Genomic DNA, 17,759 nt, shown 5'->3' on the forward strand with positions numbered 1-17,759 from the left:
CTCGACGACGATGGCCTCGACGATGTAGCGATCGCGATTGGACATGACCACCTCCGGATTTGGTGGTGTCCACTATGTCTTGCGACATCTGTCCACTATGTGCTGAAACCACACACCTGCGCGAGCACCATGATGTCGCGTTTCTAAGTTCAAACCGACCCCAGATCTACTGCCCATGACGCGACGCGTCACGTGCAGTTGACAATCTGGCACTTTGAACAATCGCTGATCGTCCAGCTCTGGTCGACCGTCAGTGATGAGGTGCAGGCTCCTCAGGTCACGGCGATTGTGGAGGTCACCTTGGCATCGCCGCTTCCGATGCCGATGGTGTATCGCCCAGGCCCAGGCAGGACACCCTCCCATTGCCCCTCCGCTGGCCTGCCGTTTGGGAACGTGTAGCCGTACGTTCGCATCTGCACCAGCTGGCCGCCGCTGTCTAGGACGAGGACAGGCCATAACTCGACCTGACTGCTTGCAGGATCGGCAAAGCTGCCGGCCGCGATCCTTGCGTGGGCTCGATGGTTCGCGCCGCCGCTGACCAGCCAGCGCAGCTTGAGCAGTTGGCCGCTCAGTTGGGCGGAGGTGAAGGTGTATGTGGTGTCGCCGCGGATGACCGAAGCCGGCAGCGGCAGCGCCTTGCCGGGTGCTTGAGTGATCACGAAGTGGAGGTCCCAACTGCCCGACACAATGCTGCCGTCTCGGAATGTGGGCAGGAGCTCCGTCACGTGCAACGTGAGGCGGGCACCAATCGTGGCGGCGGGTGGCTGCAGCGGCTCGAACTCCGTAGCTCCCGGCGAGTACACGCGATTGTATTGGCGCCCGAACTGATCGCTCAGGGTGGCGTCCAGGTCGTAAGTGTGAGAGGTCTTGGAGGGAACCGCCAGCGGCTGGTCATCAATCTCGATCAAGGTCAGCGTCCTCAAGGGGTCGGCGTAGGCCCCAATTAAGTGCAACTTGTGGCCGTTAGCCACAGCGACGTCGTCCACCCCATTGATCGCCCCAGGATCCAGGCCGATGTACTTGAGCACGGGCGTGGAGACAGACCCCACGAATGGCGCTCTCGCCAGGGCACTGCCATAGACAGGGATGAAGTAGACGAGCCCGACGTTCACGATCAAAAGCAGCATGATGGCGGCCACCGCTAGCGCAGGCAGCCGAGTCGGCCGCCAGATAGAGCGCGAGTGCACGCGAGGCATCGTGCGCCCCTGCCTTGGTCGCGTGTCACCAGCTTCGAGAAGAGTCGACCGCAGTCGTTGCGCCGCCCCGAGCGATGGCTCAGCGTCGAAGGCCAGATGGAAGTGTTCGGCCACGTACTTCTCGTCGATCATGCGATCACCTCTTGCATCTGCAGCATTGGTCTCAGCCGTTTGAGAGCGCGTTCGGTTCGGGTGCGAGCCGCTTTCGTTGAGACGCCTAGCTGCAGACCGATTTCCTCGTAGGAGAGATCCACATAAAAGCGCAGGATCAGAATGACTCGCTCGTGGTGTGACAGGCGTTTGAGCGCAGCCCTCAGCTCGAGCGACGCCACTGCATCGGGTTGCTCCTGGACCTCTTGTCGTCGCACCTCGGGCACACGAAGCACCGACCACCACCGTCGCCCTGTAGCCGACCGGCACTCGTTGGCCACTATCCCCAGGAACCACGGCTTGAATGGCGACCCCTCATGGAGCTGGCCAATTTTGCGCCATGCCTTGAATGCCGCTTCCTGGACGGCATCCTCAGCCGCGTTGACGTCGTGGAGAAGAGCAAACGCAAGCCTGAACGCCGAGTCGTACTCGGCCGTGATCAGCTCCGCTAACGCGGCGAGATCCTGCGGATTGGCCACCAACATATACGCTTCCAGCAGCCAGTTTGCCCCAAGAATGTGAGCTCGGCGCGCTCGCAGATGGACTCGCGGCGGCCGAACGTCGCCTATCGCCCGTTTGACACCCTATCTGACACCTTGACCGTGGCGCTCGCTGGCACTCTGTGACACTCACTGGCGCTGCTGCGTCAAAATCCGGAGCTCATTTGGCACTCGCTGGCATTCCCTGACACCGTCTGGCACTCCGGTCCAGCGGTCTCTTAATCCCAAGGTTCAGGGTTCGACCCCCTGCGCGAGCACAATCATGTAGCGACAGCTGCCACTCGGCGAGCTACATGTTGTAGTGAGACTGCCGCGTTGCGTCAGATTCGCGGCATTGGACAGCTCATGGCGCAGCACCGCGTCTATTAGCTTGGCAAGTCGCACTTCTCGACAGACCGATCAGGATTCTGCGGCTGCCAGATCGATTGTCCCCCGCCCGGCTTGTTCTCAGCCCGGTTGGGTCCGAGCTGCGTGTAGAAGTTCGGCTGAAGCGCGCCAAAACGCCTTCGGTTGATGCATTACACACCTTCGGCCGATGCGTGGCTGAGCGAAGGTACTGGGCGGCCATGGCGGTGGGCGGGCGTTGCTTGGCTGATGGACGAGGTTGCTGCCGGAAGGGATCTGGACGGCGGCCCAATCACCAAGCCGGTTAATCCCCCCGCCATTACCAATGGTAGACGAGGGTGGGGGTCTTGCTGCAAGGGCCCCGATGTGCTGACACTGCACGCCACGAGCCGGCCCATGGCGGTCGGCGCGACCGACAGTAGGAATGAGAGAGGCCCGAGTGGGCTGAAGGGGAAGGTGGACGGATGGGCAGCTACGTGCTGGGTTTCAAGGAGATCGACCAGACGCAGGTCGCAATCGTTGGCGGCAAGGGCGCGCACCTGGGGGAGCTTTCGCGGATCGAAGGCATTCGCGTGCCGGCTGGCTTCTGCGTGACGACGGGCGCCTTCCGGCGGATCATGGCGGAAGCGCCGTCCATGGACCCACGGCTGGATCGGCTATCGCGCCTGAACCCGGACGACCGGGAGGCGATCCGAACGCTCAGCGCGGAGATCCGCCGGACCCTCGAAAGGATCGCCGTCCCCGACGATCTGGCGACGGCGATCACCGTCGCGCTTGCCCGGCTCGGCGAGCAAGCCGCCTACGCCGTCCGCTCGAGCGCGACGGCAGAGGACTTGCCGACGGCCTCGTTCGCAGGCCAGCAGGACACATACCTGAACATCGTGGGGCCGGCGGCGATCTTCGAGCACATCAGCCGGTGCTGGGCGTCGCTCTTCACTGAGCGGGCCGTGACCTACCGCCTGCGGAACGGCTTCGACCACCGGAGCGTCCACATGGCCGTGGTAGTGCAGCAGATGATCTTCCCGGAGGCCGCCGGCGTCCTCTTCACGGCCGACCCTGTCACGTCAAACCGGAAGGTCGCGTCCGTAGAGGCCAGCTTCGGCCTCGGCGAGGCACTGGTCTCCGGCCTGGTGAACGCGGACATGTACAAGGTGCGAGACGGCCACGTGATCGCCAGGGCGGTTGCCACCAAGCAGCTTGCCATCCACGCCCTGCCGGCTGGTGGGACGCAGGAACAGGCGATCGACCCGGAGCGGCAGGAGCAGCCAGCGCTGACGGATGCGCAGGTCGTGCGGCTCGCCCAGTTGGGATGGCGGATCGAAGCACACTTCGGCCACCCCCAGGACATCGAATGGTGCCTGGTCGATGACGGCTTCCAGATCGTCCAGAGCCGGCCCATCACCACGCTGTTCCCCATTCCCACCACGGACGACGGGGGGAATCACGTCTTCGTCTCCGTCGGTCACGGGCAGATGATGACCGACGCCATGAAGCCCCTTGGGATTTCGATGTGGCAGCTCACGGCTCTCCCGCGGATGTACGAGGCCGGCGGGAGGCTGTTCGTCGATGTCACCCAGCGCCTGGCGTCGCCCACGAGCCGGGCAGGCCTCCTGGAGATCATGGGGAGAGGCGATCCCTTGATCAGGGACGCGCTGGAGACCGTCCTCGAACGCGACGACTTCATCCCGTCGCTTGCGGACGATGACCGCGGTGGTGCTCCGGGCGGCAGTGCTCCCGCCCCGCTGGAGACCGATCCGGCCATCGTCGAAGAGTTGATGGGACGCACCCAGGCGTCCATCGCCGCGCTGCAGCGCGACATCCGAAGCCAGTCAGGACCCGCCCTGATCGACTTCATCCTGGCGGACATCCAAGAACTGCGGCGAATCCTCTTCGATCCGCGGAGCCATCAGGTGTTCATGTCGGCGATGGAGGCAACGTGGTGGCTCAACGACAAGCTGGAAGCGTGGCTGGGAGAGAAGAACGCGGCCGACACGCTGACCCAGTCCGTCCCCGACAACGTGACGTCGGAGATGGGGCTGGCGCTACTGGACGTCGCCGATGCGATCCGGCCGCATCCGGAGGTGGTCGCCTTGCTGCAGCGGGTCGACGGCAACGACGATTTCCTCGACGGGCTCGAGCGGGTCGCGGGCGGCCAGGAGGCGCGCGACGCCATCCGCGGCTTCCTCGACAAGTACGGCATGCGTTGCGTCGGTGAGATCGACATCACGAGGCCGCGTTGGAGCGAACGCCCCACCACGCTCGTGCCCGTGATCCTCGGCAACATCAAGAACTTCGAACCAGGCGCCGGCGAGCGGCGCTTCGAGCAAGGGCGGCAGGAGGCGTGGACGAAGGAACAGGAGCTGCTCGAGCGCTTGCGGGCCTTGCCGGACGGAGAGCAGAAGGCCAAAGAGGTCAAGCGGATGATCGACCGCGTCCGGACCTTCATCGGGTATCGGGAGTATCCAAAGTACGGCATGGTCAGCCGCTACCTCGTTTACAAGCAGGCCTTGCTGGAAGAGGCCGAGCGCCTCGTGCAGGCCCACGTGCTACGTGAGAAGGAAGACATCTTCTACCTCACGTTCCAGGAGATCCAAGACGTCGTGCGAGCGAACCAAGTGGATGACCAGCTCATCCACGCGCGCAAGGACGCGTTCAGGTCGTATCAAACGCTGACACCGCCCCGGGTGCTCACGTCGGATGGCGAGGTCATCGCCGGGGCGTACCGACGCGATGACGTGCCGGCCGGTGCGCTGGTCGGCTTGCCGGTTTCCGCCGGGACCATCGAGGGCCGGGCCCGCGTCATCCTGGACATGGCGGAGGCCGATCTCGAACCGGGCGACATCCTGGTCACGGCCTACACGGACCCCAGCTGGTCGCCCCTGTTCGTCGCGATCGCGGGGCTGGTGACGGAAGTGGGGGGCCTCATGACCCATGGCGCGGTGATTGCACGGGAGTACGGCTTGCCGGCCGTAGTGGGCGTGGATCAAGCCACCCGGCTGATTCGAAACGGGCAGCGGATCCGCGTGGATGGAACGGACGGGTACGTCGAGATCCTGCCCTAAGCGTTGCTGGGGTGGTGGTCCTTGGAGGTTCGGGACCGTGACTAGAACGGCGACTGACAGCTTATTTGACAGCTTATCCGGGGCAGTCTGTGGCACCCCGTGGCGCCCTGCGGCACAAACGCGTCAGACCGGCGAATACGTGAGGCACGTCCTGACAAGGAAGGTCAATCTCCGATTAACCCCAAGTTCAGGGTTCGACTCCCTGCGCGAACACCACACACATCGATCACGCCACGCCACGAAAATGCGCGGGAGGGGCTGCTCAGCCCCTCCCAGGATCAACTACCGCATGACCGTTGCCGGCTGCGCCACCCACTCCTGAGTCTTGTAGTGATAGCTGCCGTCGGCCTCGATCACGTACTCAGTGACGGTAGCTGCGCCCAGCAGCCGCTCGAACCTCGCCGGAACGGTCTGGAAGGCTCCGCAGACGGCGAACCGAGCCGCGGGCGGCGGGCCGGTCGGCCGACCTACGCCAAAGCCCTTCCAGAGAAGGGACTCTCCCTTGCTGGTCATGAACAGGACCCGGCCTTCGCCATAGAGCGAGCCCTCAGGCCGCATCGTCTGCCAGTAGGTCGTAAGTTCGGTTACGTCCTCGCCCAGGAGCTTGCCGGCGCCCTGGGTGCTGGCCTCGATCTTGAACTCCGGCCCTTCCGGCGGCAGCAACTTCGTCCCGATCATCTTGCCGCCGCCTTCTCCAAGAACCTCACCGAGCATGTCCGCCTCCTTCCGGTCCGAAGACCGGTGTCCACCTACCGGATGTCACTCGATCCGGAATCGGTCACGGCGGGCCGCGCGCCCAGTCGAGCTCGCTCATCACCCACTCCCCGAGCCCTGCTCACGAACCATGTTGCGCCACCGCCCAGGGATGTCAAGGCCGGCGACCAACGCGGCTTCGAGGGCCAGTCCTGCGACGGGATTTGCCGGCGCCTTGGCTACGGCAATTGTCCCATTGACACTCACAACGAATCCGTGCTAATTGAGCGCGGAGGCTGTCAGATGGCCAGTGGGTTCCTGGGCCGCCGGAAGTTGCTGGGTGCTGGGGCTGCCGGAAGGCTTGGGGATCTGCTGACACCGCAAAGCGTTCTCGCCGATGACGAGGAGGTGGGAGGTCGGCGGGGAGTTCGCGTGACACTCGCGGTGGCGCCGTACAGATTCAATCAGGCGAAGGTTCGATCACGGTGCACACCGGCAGTGCCGCGGCCGGTTCGACTGGAGGCCCGCACCCGCGGATCGATGCAGGTCGGAATCAGGAGGGGAGCCATGAAGGATGTAGTGCTCAGCCGCCGTCAGGTTCTGAAAGGGGCGGGCGCCATCGGAGTGCTGGGCGCGCTCGGAATGCCGGCGGCGGTATTCGCGGATGACACCAAGGTTCGATGGGACATCGTCAATGTCAACTTTGCGACCCTCACGCTCTTGGCCGGGGGGATGGCGTCTGCTCTGGCCAACGACAACTCCAAGATCGCGCTCAGCGGTTCCGGGAGATTCGGCTCGGGCGAAGACGACGGGGTGACCGGCGGTGGAACGTGGAAGACGTTCAACCCCGGCGGCACCCTGACCGGGAGCGGTACGTACAGGGTGAGGCGGCTCGTCAGTTGGGAGCGGGCTCCGGGCACACCGCCCCTTCCCCATGACAGCATCGGGAACCGAGCCGACGAAAGCGCGGGCCTGGCGGTGCTGCGGATTCGCTACTCGGACGGGAGCCGCGGCGTGCTGACGGTCAGTTGCTCACTGGTGGGGACGCCCAGCGGGGTGCTCGAGGGGGTCACTGCAACCAAGGGTTTCGTCGATTATTGGAACCGCCAGGCACCAGTGGCGGGCGTCCAGGGCAACCGCACCAATTTCCACGTCATGTCGGACTAGCCGTTAGCTTCGGGCTCGGGTAGGTGGGGAGCATGCACGTTCGTCTATCGGCCCTGGTAGCGGCGCTGGCCGCCGTCCTCGTCACCACGACCTCGGCGGCCGCCGCGCCGGGCCAGTATCAGGCTCCGCGCAAGTACTACCTGGCCCTGGGCGATTCGCTGGCCTTCGGTTTCGAGCTGGCGAAGTTCGATGCCGAGCTCCCCAACGTCACCGCGGCCAGCTTCGACACCGGCTACGTGGATGATTTCGCCGCCGCGATCCATTCAGTGCGGCCCGATGTCCGCGTCGTCAACTTCGGCTGCCCGGGCGAGACGACGTCATCCTATTTCACCGGGTGCGCCTGGCACGCGGTCAAAGGACTGCCCCTGCACGACACCTACGCCACCGCGCAGGAGGCTGCCGCGCTGGCATTCCTCAACGCCCATCCCGGTGAGGTCAGCCCGATCACGATCGACCTGGGGGCGAATGACGTGCTGGGCTTGGCCGCCGGGTGCAACTTCGTCCCCTCGTGTCTCGCCCAGGGCGCGCCGGCGGTGCTCCAGAGCATCTCCACGAACCTCTCCACGACGCTGGCCGAGCTCCGCGCGGCGGCTCCCCGCGGCGAGATCATCGTCATGGAGTACTACAACCCGCTCTACGTCGTGGCGCCCAGCACCGACGCCCTTCTCGGCCAACTGAATGGCGTGATCGCGGCGGCGGCGGCTCCGTACGGGGCCAGGCTCGCCGACGCCTTCCCCGTGATCAACCACAACCCGGCCTTTCCGAGCGAGGGGGCGAGCGTGTGCGGGCTGACCGGCATGTGCTTCCCGGCACCTGGGGGCGATATCCATCCCAACGACGCGGGGTACGCGCTCATCGCCCAGCGGTTCTGGGCCGCGTCCGGATACGCCTTGCTCGACGGCTGAATCGCCGGATCAGAGACCAGACCGGCCTGACCAGGCTTGACACAGGGCGGAGGGGTGCTATTCTACCTTTCGGTTAATTAGCTGAATGGGAAACTAGCAGTGGCACCTGATCCATTGAGCGTCACGTTTGCGGCGTTGGCCGACCCCACGCGGCGGGCGATCCTGGCTCGCCTCGCCTCGGGCGAGACGTCTGTCACCGAACTCGCCAAGCCCTTCGACCTGAGCCTTCCCGGGGTTTCAAAGCACCTCAAGGTGCTGCAGCGAGCCGGGCTGGTCACCCAGGGACGCAGGGCGCAATGGCGACCCTGCCGGCTCGAAGCCCCTCGCCTCAGGGAGGTATCGGAGTGGGTGGAGGGTTACCGCCGCTTCTGGGATGAGAGCTTCGATCGCCTGGACGACTACCTGCTGGACTTGAAGAAGGAGGAGAAAGAGTGACAGTGGCCAGCAGGGTGGGCTGAACCCGTTCGACCGCCTGGCGGATTACTTCGAAGTAAGGAGAGACCACGATGGCGACAACCGAGTACCTGATCGAGCCGGCCACGCAAGAGATCGTCATTACACGTGTGTTCGAGGCGTCGCGCGAGCGCGTGTTCGAAGCGTTCACGGATCCTCAGCTCGTGGCGAAGTGGCTGGGGCCGAGACGCCTGACGACCGCGGTTGAAACGATGGACGTGAGACCCGGCGGCATGTGGCGATTCATCAATCGCGATTCCGCCGGCAATGAGTTCGGGTTCCATGGTGTGTACCACGATGTCGTCGCGCCCGAGCGGATCGTCCAAACCTTTGAGTACGAGGGGGAGCCAGGCCACGTGCTGCTTCAGACGGCGACGTTCGAGGATTTGGGGGGCACGACGAAATTGATTCAGCAGGCCGTCTTCCAATCGGTTGAGGATCGCGACGGGATGGTCAGATCGGGGATGCGCGAAGGCTCCAGCGAGTCCATGGATCGTTTGGCCGAGCTCCTGGCCAAGGCGTGAAGCCCGCCGGAGCGCCGGCGAACCCGGGCGCATAATCCCAGTAGTGGCCACCGCACTCTCGCTGACTCATCTCGGATCGCTGATGCGCGGCGTGCGCAGCGTGGACGAGGTCGGAGCGAATGAGCGCGCGGCCTCGCTGGCCAAGCGCTCGATCAAGAAATCCTCGAAGCTGTGGGCGCTGGACCTCGCGGTGCGCTGCATGGACCTCACGACGCTCGAGGGCTCGGACACGCCCGGCAAGGTTGCGGCGCTCTGCGCCAAGGCGATTCGGCCCAAGCCGGGCGACGCCTCGATCCCTTCCGTGGCCGCGATCTGTGTCTATCCCGCCCGCATCGCCGACGCCGTCGCCCACCTGCGCGGCAGCCAAGTGCGCGTCGCCTCGGTGGCGACCGCGTTCCCTTCGGGGCAGAGCTTCACCTCGATCAAGGTCGCCGAGACCAAGGAGGCGGTCGCCGCGGGTGCGCACGAGATCGATATGGTCATCGACCGTGGGGCGTTTCTGTCGGGCGACTACCAGCGTGTCTATGACGAGATCGTCGCCGTCAAGGAGGCTTGCGGGTCGGCGCACCTCAAGGTGATCCTGGAGACCGGCGAGCTGGGCACGTACGACGGCGTGCGCCGCGCCAGCATCCTGGCCATGGCCGCCGGCGCCGACTTCATCAAGACCTCCACCGGCAAGGTTCAGCCCGCGGCGACCCTCCCGGTCAGCCTGGTGATGATGGAGGCGATCCGCGATTTCGTCCGCGAGACCGGCCGGGCTGTCGGCTTCAAGGCGGCGGGCGGCATTCGCACCTCTAAGCAGGCGATCGCCTACCTCGTCCTGCTCTATGAGACACTCGGAGCGGACTGGATGACCCCGGAGCGCTTCCGGCTCGGCGCCTCCACGCTGCTCAACGACGTGCTCATGCAGATCGACAAAGAACGCACCGGCGCCTACCAGTCAGGCGACTACTTCACCATCGATTAGGTGTCACAGATGGCAATCACCAAGAAGCCAAGCGCAGAGCTCGCCAAGCAGGCGTTCGAATACGCCCCGGCGCCCGAGTCGATCGACCACGTACGCATCCAGCCGCGCCAGGGGCTGTTCATCGGCGGCCGCATGGTCGAGCCGCACAGCAAGAAGCGCTTCCCCACGATCAACCCCGCCACCGAAACCAAGCTGGCCGAAGTCGCGGTGGCGGACGAAGTGGACGTCGACCGTGCCGTCAAGGCAGCCGGTCGCGCCTTCGATTCGTGGGCACGCCTCGGCCCCTCGCAACGCGCTCGGTACCTGTTCCGCATCTCCCGCTTGATCCAGGAACGCGCGCGTGAGCTGGCGGTGGTCGAGACCATGGACGGCGGCAAGCCGATCAAGGAATCACGCGACGTCGACATCCCCCTCAGCGCGGCCCACTTCTTCTATTACGCCGGCTGGGCGGACAAGCTCGAGTGGGCCTTCCCCAACCGCAAGGCGCGACCTCTCGGAGTCGCCGGCCAGGTCATCCCGTGGAACTTCCCGCTGCTCATGCTTGCCTGGAAGATCGCCCCGGCGCTGGCCGCGGGCAACACCGTGGTGCTCAAGCCGGCGGAGACGACGCCGCTCTCGGCGCTGCTCTTCGCCGAGATCTGCCAGCAGGCCGAGCTTCCCGACGGCGTCGTCAACATCGTCACCGGCGCCGGCCAGACGGGCTCGCTGGTGGTCTCGCATCCCGGCGTCAAGAAGGTCGCGTTCACCGGCTCGACGGAGGTGGGCAAGAGCATCCAGCGGGCGCTCGCCGGGAGCGGCAAGAAGCTCACCCTCGAGCTCGGCGGCAAGGCAGCCAACATCGTGTTCGAAGACGCTCCGCTGGACCAGGCGGTCGAGGGGATCGTCAACGGCATCTATTTCAATCAGGGCCACGTTTGCTGCGCCGGCAGCCGCCTTTTGGTGCAGGAGTCGATCGCCCAACCGCTGCTGGAAAAGCTGAAGCGACGGCTGTCGACCCTGCGCTTGGGTGATCCGCTCGACAAGAACACCGACATCGGCGCCATCAACTCGCGCGCGCAGCTGGAGAAGATCCAGGGCCTGGTGGAATCGGGCCTCGAGGAGGGCGCCGAGCTCTACCAGCCGGAGTGCCGACTGCCCGAGCGCGGCTTCTGGTTCCCGCCCACGCTCTTCACCAACGTCTCGCAGTCGTACCGCATCGCACGCGAAGAGATCTTCGGCCCGGTGCTCTCGGTGCTCACGTTTCGCACCCCGGCGGAAGCGGTCGAGAAAGCCAACAACACGCCCTACGGCCTGTCGGCCGGAATCTGGACGGACAAGGGGTCGCGCATCCTGTGGATGGCACAACACATGCGAGCGGGAGTCGTGTGGGCGAACACCTTCAACCGATTCGATCCCACCTCTCCATTCGGCGGCTATAAGGAATCGGGGTACGGCCGGGAGGGCGGCGTGCACGGCCTGCTGCCCTACCTCGAGTTGAATTGATGCCTGGCAAGGACGGCCGCGAACGCATCGAGGTGCGCAAGACGTACAAGCTGTACGTCGGGGGCGAGTTCGTCCGCTCCGAGTCCGGCCGCGCTTACCGACCGGACGGAAACGTCAATGTGCCTCGAGGCTCGCGCAAGGACCTCCGCGATGCGGTCCGCGCCGCGCGCGGCGCGTTCGCCGGCTGGGCAGGGCGCACGGCGATGAACCGCGGTCAGATCCTGTATCGAGCGGCCGAGATGCTCGACGGCCGCGGCGCGCAGTTCGTCGAGCTGCTCGGTGGTGGCGCTCCCGCCCGTCGCGAGCTGGACCAGGCGATCGAGACGCTGGTCTGGTACGCCGGCTGGACCGACAAGCTGTCCCAATTCACGGGCACCGTGAACCCGGTCGCCGGCCCGTACTTCAACTTCACCATCCCCGAGCCGACCGGCGTCGTCGCCATCGTGGCGCCGGAAGAGCCGGCGTTGGCGGGATTCGTGCGGCGCCTGGCGCCGGCCCTCTGCGGCGGCAACGTGGTCGTGGCGCTCGCGCCGGAAACCCGGCCGCTACCGGCGCTGACGCTGGCCGAGGTGCTCGCCACGAGCGACTTCCCTGCGGGCGTCGTCAACGTGCTCAGCGGGCAGCGCACCGAGCTGCTGCCATGGCTTGCGGGCCACATGGACGTCAACGCGATCGATGCCGCCGGATGCACCGCGGACGAGATGACCGCGATCGAAAGTGCCGCCGCCGGCAACGTGAAGCGGGTCGTGAAGACCCCGCCGGACGAGATGAGCCCATATCTCATCACCGCCTTCATGGAGATGAAGACGGTGTGGCACCCCATCGGAGTTTGAACCCAGGCGTTGCGCGCGCCCGGCGGCCATGACCGCGACTAAGCTCTTCGTGCATGGCTGAGGTGCTCATCAAGCCCGTCCACGTGCAGAATCCGCGCCCCACAGCCGACCGTCCTGGCAGCGGCCCTCCGATGATCACCTCCAACCGCATCGCGCGCCGGGTCCGTCAACTGGGCCGAGGCATCTCCGAGGTTTACGCGGACATCGACACGCCACTCGTGATGGTCGTGATCCTCAAGGGCGCGACCGTTTTTGCCGCCGACCTCCTGCGCAGCCTGAGCATTCCCGCCGAGCTCGAGTTCGTACGCCCCAATCGCAACCGGTCCGCGACCTCGAAGGGCAGCCGTCTGCGGCTGGCTCGCATGGTGGAAGGGCCGCTCGTCGGAAGGCACGTGCTGCTCGTCACGGACATCGTCGACTCGGGGATCACGGCCGACGCCATCGCCCGGCTGATCGGGGGCCTCGGTCCGGCTTCGCTCCGGATCGCTGCGCTTCTCGACCGACCGGCGCGACGCGAGGTCGAGGTCAAGATCGATTTCAACGGTTTCGTGATCCCGGATCGCTTCGTGATCGGCTATGGAATCGACTATGCGGGCCTGTATCGCGAGCTGCCCGGCATCCACTCGCTGACATAGGCATCAGTTCGCCCGGCTCGCCATACCACGCCTGGCGCAAGGCGGAGCTTCACTGCCACCTGGACGGCGCGGTGCGCCCGGCCACCGCGGACGAGCTCGCGCGGGAGCAAGGCCTCGACCTGCCGCGGACCCTGCGGATGGTGGCGCCGGCGGATTGTCCGAGCCAGGCCGTCTACATCGGGTACTTCGACGACGCGCTCGCCGTGCTGCAGACCGAAGCGGCGCTGGCGCGGGCGGCGTTGGAGCTGGGCCTCGACTCCGCGGCCGAGAACATCGATTATCTCGAGGTGCGGTGGGCGCCCCGGCTGCATTCCCGGCGCGGACTCACGGTCTCACAGGTCATCGCGGCGGTCCTTTCCGGACTCGAGGCGGCGCCGCTGCGGGCCGTGGCGATCGTCTGCGCGATGCGCCAGCACGAAGTCGAGGACAACATCGCGCTGGCCAAAGAGGCCGGGCGATTCGCGGGCCGCGGCGTGGTCGGCTTCGACCTCGCGGGCGACGAGGTCCGCTACCCGGCCGCTCCACAGCGCCCGGCGTTCGAGGCGGCCCGTGCGGCAGGCTTGCACCTGACCTGCCACGCGGGAGAGGCGGGGGAGCCGTCCAACGTCGAGGAGGCGCTGCGGCTGGGAGTGGAGAGGATCGCGCACGGCGTGATCGGAGCCCGCGACCCGCGCGTCGTGGAGCGCGTGCGCACCGAGGGCGTGGTGCTCGACCTTTGCCCCACGGCCAACTGGAAGTGCAAAGCGGTGCCGAGCCTGGCCGACCACCCGTTGCCCCGGCTGGTCCGCGCCGGTGTCCGCTGCACGATCAGCACCGACTCCCGCACCGTCGCGGATACGACCCTCAGCCGGGAGTTCGAGCTCGCCGGCGCGATGGGCTTGAGCGACGAGGAGCTGCGGCGGTGCAACGAGGTTGCGTTCGAGGCTGCTTTCTCGCCGGGATGAGGGCTTGCGCCACTCACCGTCCTGAGGGATGAACCGCCTCTAGCCGGTGCCGAAGAGGCGGTCGCCGAAGTCTCCCAGCCCGGGCACGATGAAGGCCCGATCGTTGAGCCGCTCGTCCAGGGCGGCGGTGTAGATGTGGACCTCGGGGTGGCGCTCCTCGAGCGCCCGCACCCCTTCCGGCGCCGCGACCACGCACAACATGCGCGGGTCGCGCCCGCCCGCGTCCTTGATCATGTCCAGAGCCTGGGCCGCCGACCCACCGGTGGCCAGCATCGGATCGAGCAGCAGCGGCACTTTGCCCGCCAACTTCGGCAGCTTCTCGTAGTAGATGCGGGCCACGGCCGTATCCTCGTCGCGCTCGAGGCCGATGTAGCCCACGCTCACGCGAGGCAGCAGCTCCAGCACCGGGCCGAGGATGCCGAGCCCGGCGCGAAGCACAGGGATGGCGACCACCTCGTTGGCGACCCGCGTGGCGTTCGCTTCGCTCAGCGGCGTCTGGACCTTGCCGTGCCGCACGGGCAGATCCGCCGTCGCCTCGTATAGCAGCATGGTGATCAACCTGCGGGCGAGGACCCTGAACTCTTCGGGCGTGGTCGCACGGTCGCGAAGGCCGACCAGGCTGTCCGCGACCAGCGGGTGGCTACTTACCTTTAGAGGCACGGTCGCGCTCGATCAGCCGGCGAATCGCGTCCACAGCGACCCGCAGCATGCGATCCATGTAGGAGGGGTCGAGATGGTGGATCTCGCCCGCTCCCAGCTCGTCGACGCATAGATTGATCGTTCCCGCTCGGAGCTTCCTCAGGCGAGCCACGACGAAAAGCGTCGATGACTCCATGTCGTTGCTGAGCACGCCGGCCCGCGACCACATCTCGAGCTCCTCGCGCACGTGACCCGGACGCGGCATGCGTTCGGGCATGAGGTCTGAATAGAGCGCGTCGACGCTGCGGAGGATGCCGACGTGATATGGCGCGCCGGCGGCCGCGGCGGCCTCCACCAAACCGTTGACGACGTCGAGCGAAGCGATCGCTGGGTACTCCGGCGGGATGTAGCCGTTCGGCGTGCCCTCGCTGCGAACGGCCCCGATGCCGATCACCAGGTCGCCCATCTTGATCTCCGGCTGGGCCGCGCCGCATGTGCCGACACGCAAGAAGGTGTGGACGCCCAGCTCGCTGAGCTCCTCCACCGCGATCGCCACCGAGGGCCCGCCCATGCCGGAAGAGATGGTCGAGACCGCCACCCCGCCCAGCCTGCCCGTGAACGTGCGGTACTCGCGGCTGAAGGCGACCTCGCGCGCGTCTTCGAGGTACCTGGCGATCATCGGCGTGCGCCCCGGATCGCCCGGCACCAGGACATACTCGCCGACCTCGCCCTTCGCCAGGCCGACGTGATACTTGCGTTCGTCCGTCGCCGCCACCGGGTCGAAAGTCTATCGGGCTCTGGTGGTGCCGTCCCTGTCGACTCGAGCCAGGACGTGCGGCGGACGCTGCACCTCCAGCCTGCTCAACCGCCATGCCTGCTGCAGGCGCGCGGCCACCAGGTCGACGAGCTGCTCTGAGCGCGCATGTGCCACCACCAGCGGATCGCCCTTGCGGACGTAGGCGCCGACCGGCGCCTCGATGACGAGGCCGGCCGCGTGGTCGACCCTGTCCTCCTTGCGGACCCGGCCCGCGCCGAGCTCGAGCGAGGCCAGGCCCACCGCCAGGGCGTCGATCGACTCCACGTACCCGTCGGCCGGCGCCGCCAGCGGGACCTGGACGGGCGCCGCCGGCAATCCCTGGCGGAGGCTGCCGCCCTGCGCGGCAAGCATGCGGATGAAGGTCTCGCGCCCGGCGCCGGAGCGGAGAACGCGCTTCGGGTCGGCCGAGACTCCGGCGAGCTTGCACATCTCGCGGGCCACCTCCAGCGACACGTCGAGCAGCTCTTCGTCGCCCTCGCCGGCGAGCGCGTCAAGCGCCTCTTTGATCTCGAGCGCGTTCCCCACCGAGCGGCCGAGCGGGTTGTCCATCGCCGTGACCAGGGCCACCGTGCGGCGCCCCGCCCCCTCGCCGAGCAGCACCATCTCGGCTGCCAGCTCCTCCGCGGCGGCGGCATCGTGCATGAACGCGCCACGCCCAAACTTGACGTCGAGCACGATGGCGTCGGCGCCGGCGGCGATCTTCTTCGACATGACGCTCGAAGCGATGAGCGGCACCGACGGCACCGTCGCGGTGACATCGCGGAGCGCATACAGGGCCTTGTCCGCCGGGACCATGCGCGGCGACTGCGCCGCGACCGCGATGCCCACCTCCCGGACCTGCCGGATGAACCTGTCGGGCTCGAGGTCGACCGTGAGGCCCGGCACCGACTCGAGCTTGTCCAGGGTGCCGCCGGTGTGGGCGAGCGCGCGCCCGCTCAGCTTGGGCACCTTCACGCCGCAAGCGGCGGCGAGCGGCGCCGCGATCAGGGTGACCTTGTCGCCGACTCCTCCGGTCGAGTGCTTGTCGACCTTCACCCCTTCGATGGCGCTCAGGTCGAGGACCTCACCGCTCGCCACCATGGCCTGCGTCAGGGCGAGGGTCTCCGGGCGCGTCATGCCGCGGATGCAAACCGCCATCAGCCAGGCGGCCATCTGGTAGTCGGGAACATCACCGCGCAGGTAGGCGGACAGCAGGTGATCGATCTCGGCGCGTGAGTGCTCACCGCCGTCCCGCTTGCGACCGATGATCTCCAGCGCGTGCATCGGCGCCTAACTTACATTCCCGGCGGCCGCGCGTTACAATCTCGCGCGGATCGGAAGCGAAGAGGGCCTCCGACCTTTTCACCAGGTTAGCTCTTAGAAGGGGGCACGAGGTATGAGGCAATCGCAGCTTCGGTTCCTGGGACTGGTCGGCGCGGCGCTGCTCTTGCTGGCAGCCTGCGGCGGCACGTCGGGAACCACTCCTAGCAAGACAGTCAAGATCGGTCTGGTCACCGACATCGGCGGGTTGAACGACAAGAGCTTCAACCACCTCGCCTTTGTCGGCCTGCAGAAGGCGATCCAGGACTTCCACGTCCAGGGCGATGTGACCGAGTCCAAGACCGGCGACGACTACATTCCGAACCTGACCAACTTCGCCTCCAAGAACTACGACCTGGTCATCGGCGTCGGCTTCCTGATGCAGGAGGCGGTCGGGACCGTGTCAGGGCAGTTCCCGAACGTCCACTTCGCCATCATCGACGGCGCCGGCACCGACGCCAAAGGCAACGACCTCAGGCACGCCAACGTCGAATCCCTGTTCTTCAGGGAGCAGGACGCGGGCGCCATGGTCGGCGTCATCGCCGGGATGCTGGAGAAGCAGGGCAAGGCGAAGAAGAACCAGCACGTGATCAGCGCGGTGGGCGGGGTGAGCATCCCGCCGGTCAACCACTACATCGCCGGCTACAAGTGGGCGGCGACGATGGAAGACCCCTCGATCAAAGTCCTGGTCGGCTACTCGAACGATTTCACCGACCCTGCCAAGTGCAAGAGCGTCGCCAGCAGCCAGATCAACCAGGGAGCCGACATCCTGTTCCAGGTCGCGGGCGGCTGCGGGCTCGGCGTGCTCCAGGCGGCGGGCCAGGCGGGGTACTACAGCATCGGCGTCGACGCGGACCAGAAGGACGCGGACCCCTCGGTGATCGCAAGCGCCCTCAAGAAGGTGGACGTCGCCACGTACACGGCCATCAAGGACGTGGTCAACGGGTCGTTCAAGAGCGGAGCGCTCACCTTCAGCATCCAGAACGGCGGAGCCGGCTACCAGCTGGACAATCTGACGCTCCCGGCTGACATCCAGGCCGAGCTGGACAAGGTGCAGGGCGAGATCAAGTCGGGAGCACTGACCCCACCCGACACGATCCCATAGCCAACGAATCGGGGACGGGCGCGACCGCTGCCCGTCCCCGACC

17 protein-coding genes are annotated in these 17,759 nt (G+C 66.5%); 11 read left to right on the forward strand and 6 right to left on the reverse strand.

The window, feature by feature from the left end:
* Nucleotides 1-272 precede the first annotated feature (272 nt).
* Both EPN29_05830 and EPN29_05835 read right to left on the reverse strand, forming a co-directional pair.
* Entirely contained in the window at nucleotides 273-1,328 is a 1,056-nt protein-coding gene (locus tag EPN29_05830; protein ID TAN33277.1) for a hypothetical protein, read from the reverse strand.
* Entirely contained in the window at nucleotides 1,325-1,831 is a 507-nt protein-coding gene (locus tag EPN29_05835) for an RNA polymerase sigma factor (protein TAN33278.1), read from the reverse strand. The genes EPN29_05830 and EPN29_05835 overlap by 4 nt, the downstream gene beginning before the upstream one ends.
* A gap of 824 nt (nucleotides 1,832-2,655) precedes the next feature.
* On the opposite strand from EPN29_05835, the gene ppsA reads away from it, so the two are divergent.
* The gene (gene ppsA / locus EPN29_05840) at nucleotides 2,656-5,253 is read left to right on the forward strand and encodes a phosphoenolpyruvate synthase (protein TAN33279.1); all 2,598 of its coding nucleotides are present in this window, start codon (nucleotides 2,656-2,658) and stop codon (nucleotides 5,251-5,253) included.
* 282 nt (nucleotides 5,254-5,535) lie between these two features.
* On the opposite strand, the gene EPN29_05845 is transcribed toward ppsA, so the two are convergent.
* Nucleotides 5,536-5,967 (reverse strand): hypothetical protein, encoded by a 432-nt coding sequence (locus tag EPN29_05845; GenBank protein TAN33280.1) that lies wholly within the window; start codon nucleotides 5,965-5,967, stop codon nucleotides 5,536-5,538.
* Between the two features lie 27 nt (nucleotides 5,968-5,994).
* Here EPN29_05845 and EPN29_05850 point away from each other — a divergent pair, with 27 nt between their 5' ends.
* The 9 genes from EPN29_05850 (at nucleotide 5,995) to add (ending at nucleotide 13,856) form a co-directional block, all read left to right on the forward strand.
* A complete protein-coding gene (locus EPN29_05850; GenBank protein TAN33281.1) occupies nucleotides 5,995-7,113 on the forward strand; it encodes a twin-arginine translocation signal domain-containing protein in 1,119 nt (372 codons plus the stop codon).
* A gap of 32 nt (nucleotides 7,114-7,145) precedes the next feature.
* Complete coding sequence (locus EPN29_05855; GenBank protein TAN33282.1) at nucleotides 7,146-8,018, forward strand: SGNH/GDSL hydrolase family protein; 873 nt, start codon at nucleotides 7,146-7,148, stop codon at nucleotides 8,016-8,018.
* 99 nt (nucleotides 8,019-8,117) lie between these two features.
* Nucleotides 8,118-8,453, forward strand: a complete 336-nt coding sequence (locus EPN29_05860; GenBank protein ID TAN33283.1) for an ArsR family transcriptional regulator — start codon at nucleotides 8,118-8,120, stop codon at nucleotides 8,451-8,453.
* A 71-nt stretch (nucleotides 8,454-8,524) separates the two neighbouring features.
* Entirely contained in the window at nucleotides 8,525-8,995 is a 471-nt protein-coding gene (locus EPN29_05865; GenBank protein TAN33284.1) for an ATPase, read from the forward strand.
* 82 nt (nucleotides 8,996-9,077) lie between these two features.
* Nucleotides 9,078-9,962: a deoxyribose-phosphate aldolase gene (gene deoC, locus EPN29_05870; protein TAN33375.1), complete on the forward strand. Its 885-nt coding sequence runs from the start codon at nucleotides 9,078-9,080 to the stop codon at nucleotides 9,960-9,962.
* A 9-nt stretch (nucleotides 9,963-9,971) separates the two neighbouring features.
* The gene (locus EPN29_05875; GenBank protein ID TAN33285.1) at nucleotides 9,972-11,444 is read left to right on the forward strand and encodes an aldehyde dehydrogenase family protein; all 1,473 of its coding nucleotides are present in this window, start codon (nucleotides 9,972-9,974) and stop codon (nucleotides 11,442-11,444) included.
* Entirely contained in the window at nucleotides 11,444-12,277 is an 834-nt protein-coding gene (locus EPN29_05880) for an aldehyde dehydrogenase family protein (GenBank protein TAN33286.1), read from the forward strand. Before EPN29_05875 ends, EPN29_05880 begins: the two co-directional genes overlap by 1 nt.
* A gap of 53 nt (nucleotides 12,278-12,330) precedes the next feature.
* Complete coding sequence (gene hpt / locus EPN29_05885; protein ID TAN33287.1) at nucleotides 12,331-12,912, forward strand: hypoxanthine phosphoribosyltransferase; 582 nt, start codon at nucleotides 12,331-12,333, stop codon at nucleotides 12,910-12,912.
* The gene (add, locus tag EPN29_05890; protein ID TAN33288.1) at nucleotides 12,909-13,856 is read left to right on the forward strand and encodes an adenosine deaminase; all 948 of its coding nucleotides are present in this window, start codon (nucleotides 12,909-12,911) and stop codon (nucleotides 13,854-13,856) included. The genes hpt and add overlap by 4 nt, the downstream gene beginning before the upstream one ends.
* Before the next feature lie 39 nt (nucleotides 13,857-13,895).
* Here add and EPN29_05895 read toward each other — a convergent pair whose 3' ends face one another.
* From EPN29_05895 to EPN29_05905, 3 genes are read right to left on the reverse strand one after another with little or no spacing between them, the layout of a single operon-like run.
* Nucleotides 13,896-14,516: a uracil phosphoribosyltransferase gene (locus tag EPN29_05895; protein TAN33289.1), complete on the reverse strand. Its 621-nt coding sequence runs from the start codon at nucleotides 14,514-14,516 to the stop codon at nucleotides 13,896-13,898.
* Complete coding sequence (locus EPN29_05900; protein ID TAN33290.1) at nucleotides 14,497-15,270, reverse strand: nucleoside phosphorylase; 774 nt, start codon at nucleotides 15,268-15,270, stop codon at nucleotides 14,497-14,499. The genes EPN29_05895 and EPN29_05900 overlap by 20 nt, the downstream gene beginning before the upstream one ends.
* Before the next feature lie 12 nt (nucleotides 15,271-15,282).
* Nucleotides 15,283-16,575: a thymidine phosphorylase gene (locus EPN29_05905; GenBank protein TAN33291.1), complete on the reverse strand. Its 1,293-nt coding sequence runs from the start codon at nucleotides 16,573-16,575 to the stop codon at nucleotides 15,283-15,285.
* A 112-nt stretch (nucleotides 16,576-16,687) separates the two neighbouring features.
* Here EPN29_05905 and EPN29_05910 point away from each other — a divergent pair, with 112 nt between their 5' ends.
* On the forward strand, nucleotides 16,688-17,716 hold the full coding sequence (locus tag EPN29_05910; protein TAN33292.1) for a BMP family ABC transporter substrate-binding protein: 1,029 nt from the start codon (nucleotides 16,688-16,690) through the stop codon (nucleotides 17,714-17,716).
* Nucleotides 17,717-17,759: the final 43 nt, after the last annotated feature.

This window comes from bacterium (assembly GCA_004299235.1).
GTDB lineage: Bacteria > Chloroflexota > Dormibacteria > Dormibacterales > Dormibacteraceae > SCQL01.

Bases quoted from the DNA above. Each gene is read 5' to 3' on its own strand.
- EPN29_05875 (TAN33285.1), top strand. From the start codon at position 9,972: ATGGCAATCACCAAGAAGCCAAGCGCAGAGCTCGCCAAGCAGGCGTTC.
- EPN29_05835 (TAN33278.1), bottom strand. From the start codon at position 1,831: ATGTTGGTGGCCAATCCGCAGGATCTCGCCGCGTTAGCGGAGCTGATC.
- EPN29_05910 (TAN33292.1), top strand. From the start codon at position 16,688: ATGAGGCAATCGCAGCTTCGGTTCCTGGGACTGGTCGGCGCGGCGCTG.
- EPN29_05845 (TAN33280.1), bottom strand. From the start codon at position 5,967: ATGCTCGGTGAGGTTCTTGGAGAAGGCGGCGGCAAGATGATCGGGACG.
- EPN29_05865 (TAN33284.1), top strand. From the start codon at position 8,525: ATGGCGACAACCGAGTACCTGATCGAGCCGGCCACGCAAGAGATCGTC.
- EPN29_05830 (TAN33277.1), bottom strand. From the start codon at position 1,328: ATGATCGACGAGAAGTACGTGGCCGAACACTTCCATCTGGCCTTCGAC.
- ppsA (TAN33279.1), top strand. From the start codon at position 2,656: ATGGGCAGCTACGTGCTGGGTTTCAAGGAGATCGACCAGACGCAGGTC.
- EPN29_05855 (TAN33282.1), top strand. From the start codon at position 7,146: ATGCACGTTCGTCTATCGGCCCTGGTAGCGGCGCTGGCCGCCGTCCTC.
- EPN29_05880 (TAN33286.1), top strand. From the start codon at position 11,444: ATGCCTGGCAAGGACGGCCGCGAACGCATCGAGGTGCGCAAGACGTAC.
- hpt (TAN33287.1), top strand. From the start codon at position 12,331: ATGGCTGAGGTGCTCATCAAGCCCGTCCACGTGCAGAATCCGCGCCCC.
- EPN29_05905 (TAN33291.1), bottom strand. From the start codon at position 16,575: ATGCACGCGCTGGAGATCATCGGTCGCAAGCGGGACGGCGGTGAGCAC.
- deoC (TAN33375.1), top strand. From the start codon at position 9,078: ATGCGCGGCGTGCGCAGCGTGGACGAGGTCGGAGCGAATGAGCGCGCG.